The 14,844-nt window shown below is 50.5% G+C and carries 13 protein-coding genes and 2 pseudogenes; 8 read left to right on the top strand and 7 right to left on the bottom strand.

Annotated elements, in window-relative coordinates; all coding sequences use genetic code 11:
* Window positions 1–163: 163 nt before the first annotated feature.
* Window positions 164–991 (bottom strand): SDR family oxidoreductase, encoded by an 828-nt coding sequence (locus tag KNV97_RS14275; protein ID WP_218562177.1) that lies wholly within the window; start codon window positions 989–991, stop codon window positions 164–166.
* Between the two features lie 36 nt (window positions 992–1,027).
* The gene (locus KNV97_RS14270; protein WP_136487811.1) at window positions 1,028–1,942 is read right to left on the bottom strand and encodes a TIGR01777 family oxidoreductase; all 915 of its coding nucleotides are present in this window, start codon (window positions 1,940–1,942) and stop codon (window positions 1,028–1,030) included.
* 189 nt (window positions 1,943–2,131) lie between these two features.
* Between KNV97_RS14270 and KNV97_RS14265 the strand changes: the two are divergent.
* The 4 genes and pseudogenes from KNV97_RS14265 (at window position 2,132) to KNV97_RS14250 (ending at window position 4,478) form a co-directional block, all read left to right on the top strand.
* Window positions 2,132–2,867 (top strand): annotated as a pseudogene (locus KNV97_RS14265) (DUF1538 family protein).
* Window positions 2,868–2,880: 13 nt separating this feature from the next.
* Window positions 2,881–3,734: pseudogene (locus KNV97_RS14260) on the top strand (DUF1538 domain-containing protein).
* Window positions 3,724–4,074, top strand: a complete 351-nt coding sequence (locus KNV97_RS14255) for a P-II family nitrogen regulator (RefSeq protein ID WP_136487830.1) — start codon at window positions 3,724–3,726, stop codon at window positions 4,072–4,074. Before KNV97_RS14260 ends, KNV97_RS14255 begins: the two are co-directional and overlap by 11 nt.
* Window positions 4,071–4,478 carry a CBS domain-containing protein gene (locus KNV97_RS14250; RefSeq protein ID WP_136487814.1) on the top strand — a complete coding sequence of 136 codons (408 nt, stop codon included), beginning with the start codon at window positions 4,071–4,073 and terminating at the stop codon, window positions 4,476–4,478. The genes KNV97_RS14255 and KNV97_RS14250 overlap by 4 nt, the downstream gene beginning before the upstream one ends.
* Before the next feature lie 3 nt (window positions 4,479–4,481).
* Here KNV97_RS14250 and KNV97_RS14245 read toward each other — a convergent pair whose 3' ends face one another.
* From KNV97_RS14245 to KNV97_RS14235, 3 genes are all read right to left on the bottom strand, one after another.
* Window positions 4,482–4,760 (bottom strand): SelT/SelW/SelH family protein, encoded by a 279-nt coding sequence (locus KNV97_RS14245; RefSeq protein WP_136487815.1) that lies wholly within the window; start codon window positions 4,758–4,760, stop codon window positions 4,482–4,484.
* A gap of 68 nt (window positions 4,761–4,828) precedes the next feature.
* The gene (locus tag KNV97_RS14240) at window positions 4,829–5,350 is read right to left on the bottom strand and encodes a regulatory protein ToxS (RefSeq protein WP_136487831.1); all 522 of its coding nucleotides are present in this window, start codon (window positions 5,348–5,350) and stop codon (window positions 4,829–4,831) included.
* Window positions 5,351–5,361: 11 nt separating this feature from the next.
* A complete protein-coding gene (locus KNV97_RS14235; protein WP_218562176.1) occupies window positions 5,362–6,231 on the bottom strand; it encodes a transcriptional regulator in 870 nt (289 codons plus the stop codon).
* Window positions 6,232–6,512: 281 nt separating this feature from the next.
* Here KNV97_RS14235 and htpG point away from each other — a divergent pair, with 281 nt between their 5' ends.
* The 3 genes from htpG to hemH all read left to right on the top strand — a co-directional run bounded on the left by htpG (window position 6,513) and on the right by hemH (window position 10,578).
* On the top strand, window positions 6,513–8,420 hold the full coding sequence (gene htpG / locus KNV97_RS14230; RefSeq protein WP_218562175.1) for a molecular chaperone HtpG: 1,908 nt from the start codon (window positions 6,513–6,515) through the stop codon (window positions 8,418–8,420).
* A gap of 347 nt (window positions 8,421–8,767) precedes the next feature.
* Complete coding sequence (adk, locus tag KNV97_RS14225; protein ID WP_136487818.1) at window positions 8,768–9,412, top strand: adenylate kinase; 645 nt, start codon at window positions 8,768–8,770, stop codon at window positions 9,410–9,412.
* Between the two features lie 203 nt (window positions 9,413–9,615).
* A complete protein-coding gene (hemH, locus tag KNV97_RS14220; protein ID WP_218562174.1) occupies window positions 9,616–10,578 on the top strand; it encodes a ferrochelatase in 963 nt (320 codons plus the stop codon).
* Window positions 10,579–10,682: 104 nt separating this feature from the next.
* On the opposite strand, the gene dtpA is transcribed toward hemH, so the two are convergent.
* Window positions 10,683–12,167: a dipeptide/tripeptide permease DtpA gene (dtpA, locus tag KNV97_RS14215; protein ID WP_136487820.1), complete on the bottom strand. Its 1,485-nt coding sequence runs from the start codon at window positions 12,165–12,167 to the stop codon at window positions 10,683–10,685.
* Between the two features lie 390 nt (window positions 12,168–12,557).
* Here dtpA and rfaH point away from each other — a divergent pair, with 390 nt between their 5' ends.
* Window positions 12,558–13,058 carry a transcription/translation regulatory transformer protein RfaH gene (rfaH, locus tag KNV97_RS14210; RefSeq protein ID WP_218562173.1) on the top strand — a complete coding sequence of 167 codons (501 nt, stop codon included), beginning with the start codon at window positions 12,558–12,560 and terminating at the stop codon, window positions 13,056–13,058.
* A 92-nt stretch (window positions 13,059–13,150) separates the two neighbouring features.
* Here the strand turns inward: rfaH and asnB are convergent, their stop codons facing one another.
* A complete protein-coding gene (gene asnB, locus KNV97_RS14205) occupies window positions 13,151–14,815 on the bottom strand; it encodes an asparagine synthase B (protein ID WP_218562172.1) in 1,665 nt (554 codons plus the stop codon).
* Window positions 14,816–14,844 lie beyond the last annotated feature (29 nt).

Below are 14,844 nucleotides of genomic sequence, written 5' to 3'. Positions count from 1 at the left end.
ACAAGAAAGAGTGTCAGCGCGATACCAACACCGAGCCAATTCCATTGGTTTAAAGTCATAGATGTGTACCCAATGCAATGCTGATTAATCGGTTAAACGAATCCTACGATTCGGCCATCATCATTGCATCGGATTGTGACGTATTAATGACAGAATTGTAATTTCACGCTGCTTTATTCAGCAGTTTGTCCAAAGTTCGACCAGGAAGGAGGCGTTTTAACAGCGCAAACACTTTGGTCGGAGTGGTGACCCGATAACGTAAGCGCGGTTTGGGCGAGCTCAGGGCGTGCAGCAGAGGTTTCAGGCAGGACTCCGGAGGCAGCACAAAGGCATTATTGGATTTATCATTACCGAGCCGGTTGAGCTGGGCATGGTAACTGGCGCTGTGGAATGAATGGTCGATGTCGATCCAATGTTTAAATGCACTCAGAGCGTTAGCGCGAAAGCGGGTTTCTATCGGGCCCGGTTCTATCAGGCTGATGTGGATATCGCTGCCGTGCAGTTCAAGGCGCAGAGTATCGCTCCAGCCCTCAATCGCAAATTTTGACGCGTTGTAGGCGCCGCGGTATTTCATTGCGGCGAAACCGAGAATGGAGCTGTTTTGCACGATGCGGCCATAGCCCTGACGGCGAAAGTGCGGCATCAGCAGCGTGGTCAGGGTATGCCAGCCGAAAAAGTTGGTTTCAAATTGAGCGCGCAGTCCGTCGGTCGGCAGGTCTTCTAACGCGCCCGGCTGGCCGTAGGCGCCATTGTTGAACACGGCATACAGTTTATTGTCCGACAGCAGCAGGGCCTGTTCGACGCCGCGGCGAATGCTCGCTTCGTCACTGAGGTCGAGCTCAATACAGGTCAGGCCTTCAGCCTGCAGGCGTTGTACATCTTCTGCTTTGCGGCAGGAGGCGATCACTTGGTAGCCGCGCTGATGTAATTCGGTCGCAGCCATGTAGCCAATACCGGATGAACAGCCGGTAATTAATATCGATTGGGTCATGCAAGTTCCAGACAGGGATTATTTCAGGTCAAATCGTCAGACGTGATGTTGCAGGAGATGTTTGAGCGCCGGCTCGACGCGTGAGTAAGTGAACTGGAAACCCAGTTCAGTCAGTTTCTTCGGCTTGGCACGGATACTGTCAAACAACAATTCACTCGCTTCACCCATCAGCAGACGGATGGCCCACTTGGGCGTGGTTAAAATATGTGGACGTTTTAGCGTTTGTGCCAGACAGCGGCTGAACCTGCGATTGGTGACCGGGTGCGGAGCACTGAAGTTAAAAATACCCTGCGCATGTTCGGTTTCCAGTACGTAAACAATCGCTTTGACCATATCGCTCATGTGGATCCAAGGCATGTATTGCTGGCCGGAACCAATTGGGCCGCCGAGGCCGAGACGATAAGGCGGCAGCATTTTTTTCAGCGCTCCGCCTTCCGGAGCCAGAACGACACCGGTGCGCATAATACATACCCGGGTTTGATCCGACTGGGCGCGCAGAGCGATCTGCTCCCAGGTTGCACAAACCTGATGTGAAAAACGCTGGGAACTGACCTGCAGGCTTTCGTCAAACGGGTGTTCCTGCTGGTCACCGTAATAGCCGACTGCTGAGCCGCTGATCAGCACATGAGGGGGTTTGGTGCTGGCGTGAAACAGTTCGACCAGGCGTTCTGTCAGATTCCAGCGGCTGTCGCAGATACGCTGCTTTTGCTGTTCGGTCCAGCGTTTATCCGCAATCGGCTCGCCGGCCAGATTGATCACAGCGTCAAAGCGATTGAGATCGTGCAGATCGTCCAGGCTTTCGATGAACGTCAGTTTGTCATTATGTACGTGGGCAAGCCGCTGGCGGGCGTGATGAGAGTTGCGGGTCAGGCAGACCAAATCATGAGTCATCAGCAGCTTAATCAGTTCACGTCCGATAAAGCCGGTTCCCCCGGTGATCAATATTTTCATGTCGCCTCCTTGCTTGCTCGTTTAAGTATAGCTGTCACGTCCGCCTCATCAGCTTAGAGGAATCTGGCTCAAGTTCCAACATTCTGTTTTTTAACCTTTGCTGACTTTTTCGCCACGGCGCCGGGTGGGTCACATCAGTGTGATGTATCCTTTGCCATCATAAGTGTAACTATTTGTATCGGAGCAGGTATGGCTGGGGTAGTAGCACTGTTAAAAGCGTTAATGGGCAGTCTGCGTGACCTGCTGCCGATTATCGCTGTGATTGCTTTTTTCCAGTTGCTGGTGCTGCAGGAGCCTTTGCCCCATCTGGTCAGTGTACTGACCGGCCTGGTGTTGGTGGTCTTCGGCCTGACTTTCTTTATCTTCGGCCTGGAAATGGGCCTGTTTCCGATTGGGGGAGTCGATGGCTCAGGCGCTGGCCCGTAAAGGCAGTGTGGTATGGCTGTTGGTGTTCGCCTTTTGTCTTGGTTTTGGTACCACCATTGCCGAGCCGGCGCTGACGGCCGTGGCGGAAGAAGCCGCGCGGGTCGCCGCGCTCGGAGGCGTTATCGCGGACAGTGAGCTGACGCGTGATGAGTATGCCCACGGTCTGAGAGTGACGGTGGCGTTCTCGGTTGGACTGGCGATTGTGATTGGTGTGCTGCGCATTCTGCGTGGCTGGCCGATTCATTACATGATTGCGTTTGGCTATCTCGGCGTCGTGATTCTGACTCTGTTCGCGCCTCCGTTTATTATTGGTATCGCCTACGATTCCGGTGGGGTGACGACCTCGACCATCACTGTGCCTCTGGTCACGGCGCTGGGAGTGGGGCTGGCTTCATCCATTAAGGGGCGCAACCCGATGCTGGACGGATTCGGCCTGATTGCGTTTGCTTCCCTGTTGCCGATGATGTTTGTGATGGTCTTCGGGATGATGATGACATGAAGGCTGGCACGTCATGATAGGACTCACGGAATTTATCCAGACCCTGACTACAACCATGCGCGATGTGCTGCCGATTGTGGTGATTATTTTTGGCTTTCAACTGGTGGTGCTGCGTAAACCGGTCGCGCATCCGGTCAAAATAGCGGTGGGTTTTATTTATGTGATTCTGGGTTTGTCGCTGTTTTTACTCGGCCTGGAACTGGCACTGTTTCCGCTTGGTAAAACCATGGCTCAACAACTGACCAATCTGCAGTTTTTGCAGCAGTTCAGGCTCAGCGCAGGACAAAGCCTGCACTGGGTTGATTACTACTGGGTGTATCTGTTTGCTTTTATGATTGGTTTTAGTACCACGATTGCCGAGCCGTCGCTGATCGCGGTGGCGCTTAAGGCTAATCAGGTGTCCGGGGGAGTATCCGGGTTAACGGGCTGCGGGTGGCCGTGGCGTTCGGGGTTGCGCTCGGGATCACGCTGGGTTGCTATCGGATTGTGGTCGGCGATGCGCTGCATTTTTACATTATCGGCGGTTATATCGTGGTGGTGGTGCAAACCTTCTATGCCCCGAAGCTGATTGTTCCGCTCGCGTATGATTCCGGTGGGGTCACTACATCAACGGTGACCGTACCGATAGTGGCTGCTCTTGGGCTCGGACTGGCGTCGACGGTGCCCGGACGCAGCCCGGTGATGGATGGTTTTGGTTTGATTGCCTTTGCCAGCCTGTTTCCGATGATTTCAGTGATGGGCTATGCCCAGTTAACCCTGTGGCTTAACCGAAGGGCTGAACGCCGGGCGGCGCAAAGTGCGCCGGTTTCTGGTCAGCCTGACCTGACAGCAGCAAGGTTGCGCAAGGAGAAAGATGATGAGGTTTAAACTGATTATCGCATTTGTTGAGGACAGCAAAACCGACGAGGTGCTGGACGCGGCGCGTGAGGCCGGAGCTACCGGGGCAACAGTGATTAATAATGCTCGTGGCGAGGGGCTCAATAAAAAACGCACCTTTTTTGGCCTGACCCTGGAAGTGCAGAAAGATGTGGTGCTGCTGATGGTGGAGGAGCATTTGTCGCGCCATATTCTGGAAACCATCGCCGAAGTCGGTGAGTTTGATCAGGAATCGGGGCAGGGGATTGCGATTCAGATTGATATAGAAGACGCAGTCGGAGTCGCGCATCAGGTCGAAACATTAACCAAAGTGATTGAGGACAACCTATGAGTCGGCACGACAATATTCACGTTCGCGATGTCATGGCGAATACTTATGTCATGGTTGATGGTTTAACCACGGTCCATGACGGGATCTGTCTCGCTAAGCAGCACCAGGTGAAGGCGTTAATCGTCAATAAACGTCATGAGGACGATGAGTACGGTATTGTCCTGATGAACGATATTGCCAAAAAAGTCCTGGCCACCAACCGTTCGCCCAAGCGGACCAACATCTATGAAATCATGACCAAGCCAGCGTTATCGGTCTCGCCGGATATGAACGTCAAATATTGCGCCCGTCTGTTCGAGCGCTTTGGTATCAGCCGGGCACCGGTGATCGAAAATGGTCGGGTCATCGGTATGGTTAGTTACAATAATATCGTGATCAACGGCATGGCGCGAGATGAGGAATAGTGATTATTTACGGTCTGAATGGCCGAGGTCGCGTTGCGGATCAATCAAATCACGCACGCGTTGCTTGAGCACTTTAGCCTCCGGAAAACCGCCATCCTGTTTGCGTTCCCAGATCTGTTCACCGTTACAGAAAATTTCAAACCGGCCACCGGTATCGGGGTGGAGCGAGATGGTTGCGATCTCTTCACTGAAGGTATGCAACAGCTCCTGGGTTAACCAGGTGGAACGTAACATCCAGTTGCACTGGCGACAGTAGTAAATATCGATACGGGCTTTGTCCATAATGGCACTATCTCTTGACGTTACAAAGGAGGCTCAGCGCTGAAGGTTGTCAGCGCTGAACCACAGGGCTATTTATTGCCGAACAACACGGTGGAGCCGTGATTAAGGTTGGTCAGCAGCAGGGTTTTATCATTGACGATATCTACCCGCTGACTCTGCTCCGAGTCCATGCGGAACAGCTGGGTGATCAATTGCAGCTGCTCGGGGGTGAAATCTTTACTCTGGGTGGAAGAGACGTCTTTAAAATCGGTCGGTGTCAGCAGCAGGTAGTTATCACTGACGTCCCATTCGCCTGATTCCGAGCAGTTGATCACATCTTCCGGTACCGATTTATCCATCGCATACAACTTGACTAACGACACACGCAGGTAGGTGCCGTTAGGCAGGTACTTGACGTTTGAAGTGACATCAACCCGGCGCAGCGGGCCAACGGAATCATTTTGTTGTTTACTCTCAATCAGGGTGACCATTTTGGATTGCCATTCGCGCGAGGTCAGCACCTGTTGCAGTTTGATGTCACTGAACCAGTAAAACCAAGCGCTGAATGCGGCAGAAATCAGCAAAATCAGGATCGCAATTCTTCTGTTCATCATGGGCCTCCTCACTGGCAAATCTGATCAATATCTTCTTCGGTGGACAGGATACGTAGGGTAATGTTCTGTCCGGAAAACTGAGGGGCATGAATGTAGTTCAGCACCAGTTGATTATTGTGGCCGCCGGTGGCGATGACCTCTTTGGGTGCCATTTCACCCGGGTGAAGCTTAGCGTATTTGATGATGCAGGATTCAATCAGTGGCATCCAGGCACTCAGATCAGGCTGGTTGACAGGGGCACTGACCGTTACGCCATTGTAATTGGCTAACTGGCGCAGCTTGGAGGGGGCCGGGCTGGTAAACAAAATGACACATAGAGGCAGTAAGATGGCGACAATCAGCATGATCTTGACCCGCAGATCGCACTTGTGCAGTAAAGTCAGAGGTAAGTGATCGGCCTTTTCTGTATTCGTGCTGGTGGTGTATGCAGGGACAGAGTTTGCCGTCACCTGAATATCAGCGGGCATGACGCTACTACCGGAGCTGTCGGGGTGCTCTGGTTGTTCATCCGGCGCCTGGACCGTTTCGTCGGCTTCTAATGGTTCAACTTCTGCGATCAACTGATAGCCACGTTTGGGTACAGTTTTAACGAATTGCGGTGATTTTGTCGAATCTTTCAACATCTTGCGCAGTGTTGATACGGCTTGGGTCAGGCTTGAGTCATCGACTTCAAATCCTTGCTCACGCCAGACGAAATCATGCAGTTCATTGCGGGTTATCACTTCATTTGGGCGTTGAGATAGCAGTAATAGTATGCGGCTTTCATTGCTTCCGAGACGAACATTCTCATTGTCGGCTTCTTTGTCTACTAGCGAATTGCTCGTTGGGTCGAAAGTAAATCTGTCAGCAAGAATGAACTTTGTGGCTGTATTACTCATCGATATCTTCTTTTTAATTAGTATTTAGAGCTTGGACTAATGACTACCCACTATCCACAACCTTCCCTGTAGAACGAATTAAAAAACGACGTTGAAATATTCGGGGGTTATCTTCCTTGATAAAAATTCGGATAGAGCATAATCAAAAAAACTTCAAAAAACTCAGTTTTTATAGTTTTTGACCTTGAATTTACATTCCGGGGCCACATGTTAATACCAAATCGATGTTCCTCATACCCCAAATTTTAGTCTGGGGGCAAAAATGATGTTATGGAGCTAATATGAGCGAAACTGCAATGGCAAACAAAGAAACACGTGGTTTTCAATCTGAAGTTAAGCAACTACTTCATCTGATGATACATTCTTTGTATTCCAACAAAGAAATCTTCCTGCGTGAGCTGATCTCGAACGCATCAGATGCAGCGGATAAATTGCGTTTTCAGGCGTTATCTAACGCAGATTTGTATCAAAATGATGCTGATCTTGGAGTGAAGTTGTCGTTTGACAGCGAAGCGAATACTTTGACCATCTCTGACAACGGTATCGGCATGAGCCGTGACGATGTGATTGAGCATCTGGGTACGATCGCCAAGTCGGGTACGGCTGAATTTTTCTCAAAATTATCTCAAGATCAATCTAAAGACTCACAATTGATCGGTCAGTTCGGGGTCGGTTTTTACTCGGCCTTTATTGTTGCCGATGCGGTGACGGTACGTTCACGTGCGGCGGGCCTGGCGGCAGAAGAAGCGGTGCAATGGTATTCACAAGGTGAAGGCGATTACACCGTGGAGACCATCACGAAATCTTCCCGTGGTACTGACATCATTTTGCACCTGCGTGACGAAGGTAAAGAGTTCCTGTCGGAATGGCGTCTGCGCGATGTGATCTCGAAATACTCAGACCACATCGGTATCCCGGTCTACATCCAGACTCAGGTGATGGATGAGGAAGGCAAGCCAAGCGGTGAAACCCAGTGGGAGCAAATCAACAAAGCGCAGGCTTTGTGGACTCGTGCCAAATCTGATATCAGTGATGAAGAGTATCAGGAGTTCTACAAGCATGTATCACACGATTTTGCTGATCCTCTGGTGTGGAGCCACAACAAAGTCGAAGGCAAAAACGACTACACCAGTCTGTTGTACATTCCGGCTAAAGCGCCTTGGGATATGTACAACCGCGATCACAAGCATGGCCTGAAACTGTACGTGCAGCGCGTGTTCATCATGGATGACGCTGAACAGTTTATGCCGTCTTATTTACGTTTTGTGCGTGGCCTGATTGACTCTAACGATCTGCCGCTCAACGTGTCGCGCGAAATTCTGCAGGATAACAAGGTCACGCAATCGCTGCGTAACGCTTGTACCAAGCGGGTGCTGACCATGCTGGAACGCATGGCGTCCAACGATGCAGAAAAATATCAGGGCTTCTGGAAAGAATTTGGTATGGTGCTGAAAGAAGGCCTGGCCGAAGACATGTCCAACAAAGAGAAGATTGCCGGCCTGCTGCGTTTTGCTTCCAGCGACAGTGAATCTGCTGAGCAGAATGTCAGCCTGAGTGCTTATGTTGAACGCATGAAAGAAGGTCAGGATAAGATTTACTACCTGACGGCGGACAGTTACAGCGCAGCGAAAAACAGCCCGCACCTGGAGCAGTTTAAAGCCAGAGGCATCGAAGTCGTGCTGATGTACGATCGCATTGATGAGTGGATGATGAACTATCTGACCGAGTTTGACGGTAAGCAGTTCCAGTCCATCAGTAAAGCGGGCCTTGATCTGAGCAAGTTTGAAGACGAAGCGGAAAAAGAGAAACACAAAGAGACAGAACAAGAGTTTAAATCTGTCGTTGAACGTGTGAAAGAGTACCTGGGCGCGCGGGTTAAAGACGTGCGTACCACCTTCAAACTGGCTTCAACCCCTGCGGTAGTGGTCACTGATGACTTTGAAATGGGCACACAGATGGCGAAACTGCTGGCGGCTGCCGGTCAAGCGGCGCCGGAAGTGAAGTACATTCTTGAAATCAACCCGGAACACGCCATGGTGAAACGTATGGCTGATGAGCCGGATCAGGAAGCGTTTGCCCGTTGGGTAGAAGTGCTGCTTGGCCAGGCGATGCTGGCGGAACGTGGTGCGATGGAAGATCCGTCACAATTTGTCACTGCAATCAATCAGCTTTTGACTAAGGTTGAATAAGTTTTAGGGTAAAGCTCGCCGCGTGCGAGCTTTTTTTATTGGCGACGAGCCGATATGACGTGAAGTCACGCTATCTTTGATGTAATTGCAGAGAAAACGGCAGCTGACGGGTATTCTTTAGTCTTAGAAAGCGCTGTGCAACGAATTTCTGTGATAGAATAGCAGACTTGAATGTCACTAATAAGGCGTGTATTTTGGCACGCCTGTTTGTTGGGCTTAACCGTTTGCGTTATGGCATGCGGAGTCATCAACAAACCCTATTGGTCTCGTTATACCGAAACTTACCGTCTCGCGACACAAGGAGCTGTGAGCTTCGGTATAAATATCATTTCTAAAGAGGATTAAACATGCGCATCATTCTTCTAGGTGCTCCAGGTGCAGGTAAAGGCACACAAGCTCAATTCATCATGGAGAAGTACGGTATTCCACAAATCTCTACTGGTGACATGCTACGTGCTGCGATCAAAGCGGGTACAGAGCTTGGTAAACAAGCGAAAGCCGTTATCGATGCTGGTCAGCTAGTTTCTGATGAAATCATTCTTGGTCTGATCAAAGAGCGTATCGCTGCAGAAGATTGCCAAAAGGGCTTTCTGCTGGATGGTTTCCCACGCACTATCCCGCAAGCGGACGGTCTGAAAGAAATGGGTGTTGACGTTGACTACGTGATTGAGTTTGACGTTGCTGATGATGTGATCGTTGAGCGCATGGCGGGCCGTCGTGCTCACCTGGCTTCAGGTCGTACTTACCACGTTGTTTACAATCCGCCAAAAGTGGAAGGTAAAGATGACGTGACGGGTGAAGATCTGGTTATCCGTGAAGATGACAAAGAAGAAACCGTACGTGCACGTCTGGATGTATACCACACTCAAACTGCACCACTGATTGAATACTACGGTAAAGAAGCGCAAGCGGGTAACACTAAATACCTGAAATTCGACGGCACTAAGCAAGTGGCTGAAGTAAGCGCAGATATCGAGAAAGCACTGGCTTAATCTCAATTTTAGCCTGAGCTGAATATTTGTTATAGTGAAGCGACCGTAAGGTCGCTTTTTTTATGAACTTTTTCTGCTAAAAGTCCGTACAAGCACCTTCAGACCGGTTGATTCCAGCCCGGGACCGGGATGCCGGTCATTTTGCGAGATTCAATTTTAATCCGGCAGCGCGTGACGCTGCGTGACAAACCTGAATGGACATTATGCAAAACAACAAAAATTATGGTGTGCTGTTAGCCAATCTGGGGACGCCACAAGCGCCGACGGCGGCTGAGGTAAAACGTTTTCTGAGTGAATTCCTGCACGACCAGCGTGTGGTGGATATGAGCCGCTGGCTGTGGTGTCCGATCCTGCATGGCATTATTCTGCCGTTACGTTCGCCAAAGGTGGCTAAGCTGTACCAGAGTATCTGGATGGATGAAGGCTCACCGCTGATGGTCTATTCCAAACGTCAGCAGCAGGGCTTGCAACAGGCGCTCAATATACCGGTTGAAATGGGCATGACTTACGGCGAGCCTAGCCTGCTGAGCGGCGTTCAGAAGCTGCAGCAGCAAGGTGTGGACAGCATTATTGTTCTGCCGTTGTATCCGCAGTATTCCGGAACAACCAGCGCGGCGGTGTTTGACGGTGTGGCGAAAGCGATGAAACAGGTTGATGTGGTGCCGGATCTGAGCTTCGTGCGCGATTACCACGATCATCCGCTTTACATCCAAGCGCTGGCCGACAAGGTGCGTCAGTCCTGGCAGGAGAATGGTCAGGGTGATCTGTTGGTCTGTTCCTATCACGGTATTCCCAAGCGCTATGCGGATAATGGTGATATTTATCCTCAGCATTGTGAGCAGACCACCCGTCTTTTGGCTGCCGAGCTTGGCCTGGCTCCTGAAAAAGTTCTGATGACTTATCAGTCACGGTTTGGTCGTGAAGAGTGGCTGCAGCCGTATACGGACAAAACCCTGCAGGCACTGCCGGGGCAAGGTGTCAAAAAGCTTGATATTCTGTGTCCGGCCTTCTCGGTTGACTGTCTCGAAACCCTGGAAGAAATTTCCGAGCAGAACTGCGAGATTTTTCTGCATGCCGGCGGAGAAACATTCCACTATATCGAGTGTCTCAACGATTCAGCCGCTCATATCGCGATGATGGCAAGTCTGGTCAGAGAACGACTGTAACGCCGGACTTAACCGATACCAGAGCCCAACGCTCAGATACACAACCATCAGAGACGAAAAAGCCTCAGCATGAACTGAGGCTTTTTATGTTGGACGGGCCGACGTTAAGCTTGCGCGGTTTCCAGCACGACTTCGTTCTCACCACGGCAGATTTTACTCAGCTTAGGTGCAATCAGGAAGGTCAGTACGGTAATGGCCGCAGTGGCATAACCAATCTTACCAAACACATCACCGTAGATAGCCAGTGATTCAGTGGCGGACGCTACATGGCTCGGTACCGAGGTCAGACTTGCGACCCAGCCAGCAATAACGGCTGCGGTTGCTGAGGTCAAAAACCACATCCCCATCGCAAAGCCCATCATACGCTGCGGAACCAGCTGAGCCACCATGGCCAGGCCCAGACCGGACACCAGCAGTTCACCGATCGACTGGAATGCGTAACACAACACCAGCCAGTTTGAACTGATGATGCCTTCAGCATTGGCAAAGTTCGCTCCCCAGGACAGGATCAGGAATGACATGGCACACAGCGCCATACCACAGGCAAATTTAAACGGCATCGACAGACGATCGCCCAGTTTGCCGTACAGCATCGCCAGGACCGGACTGGCCACCATGATCCAGAACGGGTTCAGAGCCTGGAATTGCTCCGGCTCAACACCAATACCAAAGATATCGTGGCTGACGTTATGAATCGCAAAGAAGTTGAGTGAGGTTGGCATCTGGAAGTAGAGCACGAAGAACACCACACCTTGCAGCATCAGCACGAAAGCAACCAGCATTTTCTGGCGCTCGATACCGCGAATCGACAGGGCTTCTTTAAAGTAGAAAAATACAATCGTCAAGCCGGCGACAACCAGGATACCGTGCGCCAGTGCCAGGTTCTGCAGCAGGTAGCTACATACAAAGCTGGCAATAACAGAGCCAACGGTGACCAGCAGCAGTTTGGTTTTATTCACCGGTGCCAGATCAGCCGGTGAGCCGACTTTGCGCAGCATGCCCTGGCACATGATGAAGTTAACCACAGTGATCGCCAGGCCAATCGCGCTGACACCAAATGCCATGCCGTAGCCGGCACGCTCTGCTACGATTGGGGTGATGATCATCGAAATGAACGAACCGAGGTTAATCGCCATGTAATACATGGTGAACGCGCCATCGAGGCGAGGATCGTTTTCCGGGTAGACTTTGGCCAGCAGGCTGGACGGGTTGGCTTTGAACAGGCCGTTACCCACAGTGATAAAGCCCATGGCAATAAAGATAAGTGTCGGACCACCGAAGCTTTGCTCTGCGGTGGACAAGCCAAGCAGGGCATAACCAATCATTAAAATGATGGCACCTAGCGTCACGGCCCGTTTACTGCCGATGACCTTGTCACCGATCCAACCACCGGCGGCAACGAAACCGTAAACCAGCGCAGAAAAGGCACCAAACAGAACAAAAGAGGTCGATTCATCCATATTCAGAATTTTGACCATGTAAACGGTCAGGATGGCTTGCATCCCGTAGAATCCGAATCGCTCCCAAAATTCTATTGAAAAGATCAAATAGAATGGTTTAGGTTGCTTGAATATATTCAAGTCTGACATAAAGTACTTCCTGTGACAGAAACCATCTCTGGTGAATGTTCACGGTGGTGCGTTGTGCAAACCGTGGATATCACTTTTGATGCAGTGTTATAAATGATGATTTCCCTTAGGCTTATAATATTGTTAAATACATTATTGCTAAGGTTTTATTCGGTCGATACGTATACATGCAAGAGAATAAAACTGCAATGATCTTATTTGTTCGAATTTTAATCCGTATGTTAAATGGTATAAAATACAATTAGTTAGCGGTGGGTCTCGCGGCGGGGGATCTGGAAATCTAATTTTCCATATTTGAAGATCATGTGTTACAAGCAAAGAGATAACAATCAGCTTCATCCAGAGTGGAGTAAACCATAGTTCACAGTTGTTAAGAAAAGTTGGTTAGAAATGAAACGTTGGTATTTACTGTACTGTAAACGAGGAGAGCAGGTCAGAGCGAAAGCCCATCTGGAAAATCAGGGGGTAGAGTGCTTTTATCCGGAAATCGAAGTCGAGAAAATTTTACGCGGCAAGCGGCAAAAAGTGCGGGAACCGTTATTTCCGTCTTACATGTTTGTCCGTTTTGATTTTCAGCAAGGTCCGACATTCACCACGGTACGTTCAACGCGCGGGGTGGCGGATTTTATTCGTTTCGGCTCTGAGCCTAAAGAGATCCAGGGTGACTTAGTCTACGAACTGAAGCAGTTCGGCTGTGCATTGCAGGCGATGTCCCAGTCTCAAGGGCCGGTGAAGGGACAGGAAATTGAAGTCAAAGGTGGTCAGTTCAAAGGGCTGAAGGCTATCTATCAGGAGCCGGACGGTGAGAGCCGTTCGATTATGCTGGTGAAAATGATCAGTCAGCCAGTGGCGATGAGCATTGATAACAAGCATCTCGACCTGAAAGGTTAATCCTGCTTAATTTTGTCCGAGTAATAAAAAAGGCGCCACAGGCGCCTTTTACGTATCCGGTTTTCCCGCTGAGCAGTCAGTTGGAAAGGGGATTAGTATGCTTCGTTGTGAACCGCTTTTACTGCACGACCTGACGGGTCGATACAGTTTTTGAACGACTCATCCCATTCTACTGCTTTCGCCGAAGAGCAGGCAACCGAAGGGCCGCCAGGGACACAGTGCGCCGCTGATTCCAGCGGGAACAGTTCTTCAAAGATCTCGCGGTACACGTAACCTTCTTTGGTCGATGGTGTGTTGTACGGGAAGCGGTACTTCGCGGTTTCCATCTGCTGATCAGTGACTTTCGCTTCAGCAGTTGCTTTTAGTGTGTCGATCCAGTTGTAGCCTACGCCATCAGAGAACTGCTCTTTCTGACGCCATGCGATGGACTCTGGCAGGTAATGTTCAAAACACTCACGCAGGATGTGTTTTTCCATCTTACCGTTGCCACACATCTTGTCGGCCGGGTTGAGGCGCATTGCCACGTCGATGAACTCTTTGTCCAGGAATGGTACCCGGCCTTCAACACCCCATGCTGCCAGAGATTTGTTGGCACGGGCACAGTCAAACATGTTCAGCGCCAGCAGTTTACGGACGGTTTCCTCGTGGAATTCCTGTGCGTTTGGTGCCTTGTGGAAGTACAGGTAGCCACCGAAGATTTCGTCAGCGCCTTCGCCTGACAGAACCATTTTAATCCCCATGGCCTTGATTTTACGGCCCATCAGGAACATCGGCGTTGATGCACGGATAGTGGTGACATCATACGTTTCGATGTGATAAATCACGTCACGGATGGCATCCAGACCTTCCTGTACGGTGTAGGTCATTTCGTGGTGTACAGTACCCAGTTTGTCCGCCACTTCACGAGCCGCTTTCAGATCCGGTGCGCCTTCCAGGCCAATGGCAAATGAGTGCAGTTGTGGCCACCATGCTGCGGATTTTTCATCGTCTTCAATACGCATTGCTGCAAAACGTTTTGCGACTGCAGAAGTGATCGAGGAGTCCAGACCACCGGACAGCAGTACGCCGTAAGGGACGTCGGTCATCAGCTGGCGTTTTACTGCATCTTCCAGTGCTTTGGTCAGATCTTCTTTGCTGGTGGCGTTGTTCTGCACCGCTGCGTATTCGTTCCAGTCACGGATGTAGTAGCGTTTTGGCTCTGCATCTTTAGAGCTCAGGGAACTGCCCGGAGGAAATTCACCGATGGTTTTACACACCGGTACCAGCGCTTTCATTTCAGATGCTACGTAGAAGTTGCCGTGCTCGTCATGACCCTGATATAGCGGAATGATACCGATGTGGTCGCGGCCTACCAGATACTCGTCTTTCTCTTCATCGTACAGGACGAATGCAAAGATACCGTTCAGCTCTTCCAGCAGGTCGGCACCTTTGTCCTGGTACAGTGCCAGGATAACTTCACAGTCAGAATCGGTTTGGAATTCGTATTTGCCTTCGTAGCGGGCACGGATTTCTTTGTGGTTGTAGATCTCGCCATTGACTGCAAGGATCAGTTTTCTATCTGGGCTGTACAGAGGCTGGGCACCGCTATTCAGACCAACGATAGCCAGGCGCTCATGAGCCAGAATTGCTCGGTCTGATGCGTAGATACCTGACCAATCCGGGCCACGGTGACGAAGTTTCTTAGACATTTCAAGAGCGACCGGACGAAGTGCTGCCGCGTCACTTTTGATGTCTAAAATACCGAAGATAGAACACATACAACTTTCCTTAATTAGACGAGTTTCAA

The organism is Vibrio ostreae, from assembly GCF_019226825.1.
GTDB lineage: Bacteria > Pseudomonadota > Gammaproteobacteria > Enterobacterales > Vibrionaceae > Vibrio > Vibrio ostreae.
Note: the sequence above shows the minus strand (reverse complement) of the source record. Positions and strands in the feature narration are given on the sequence as shown.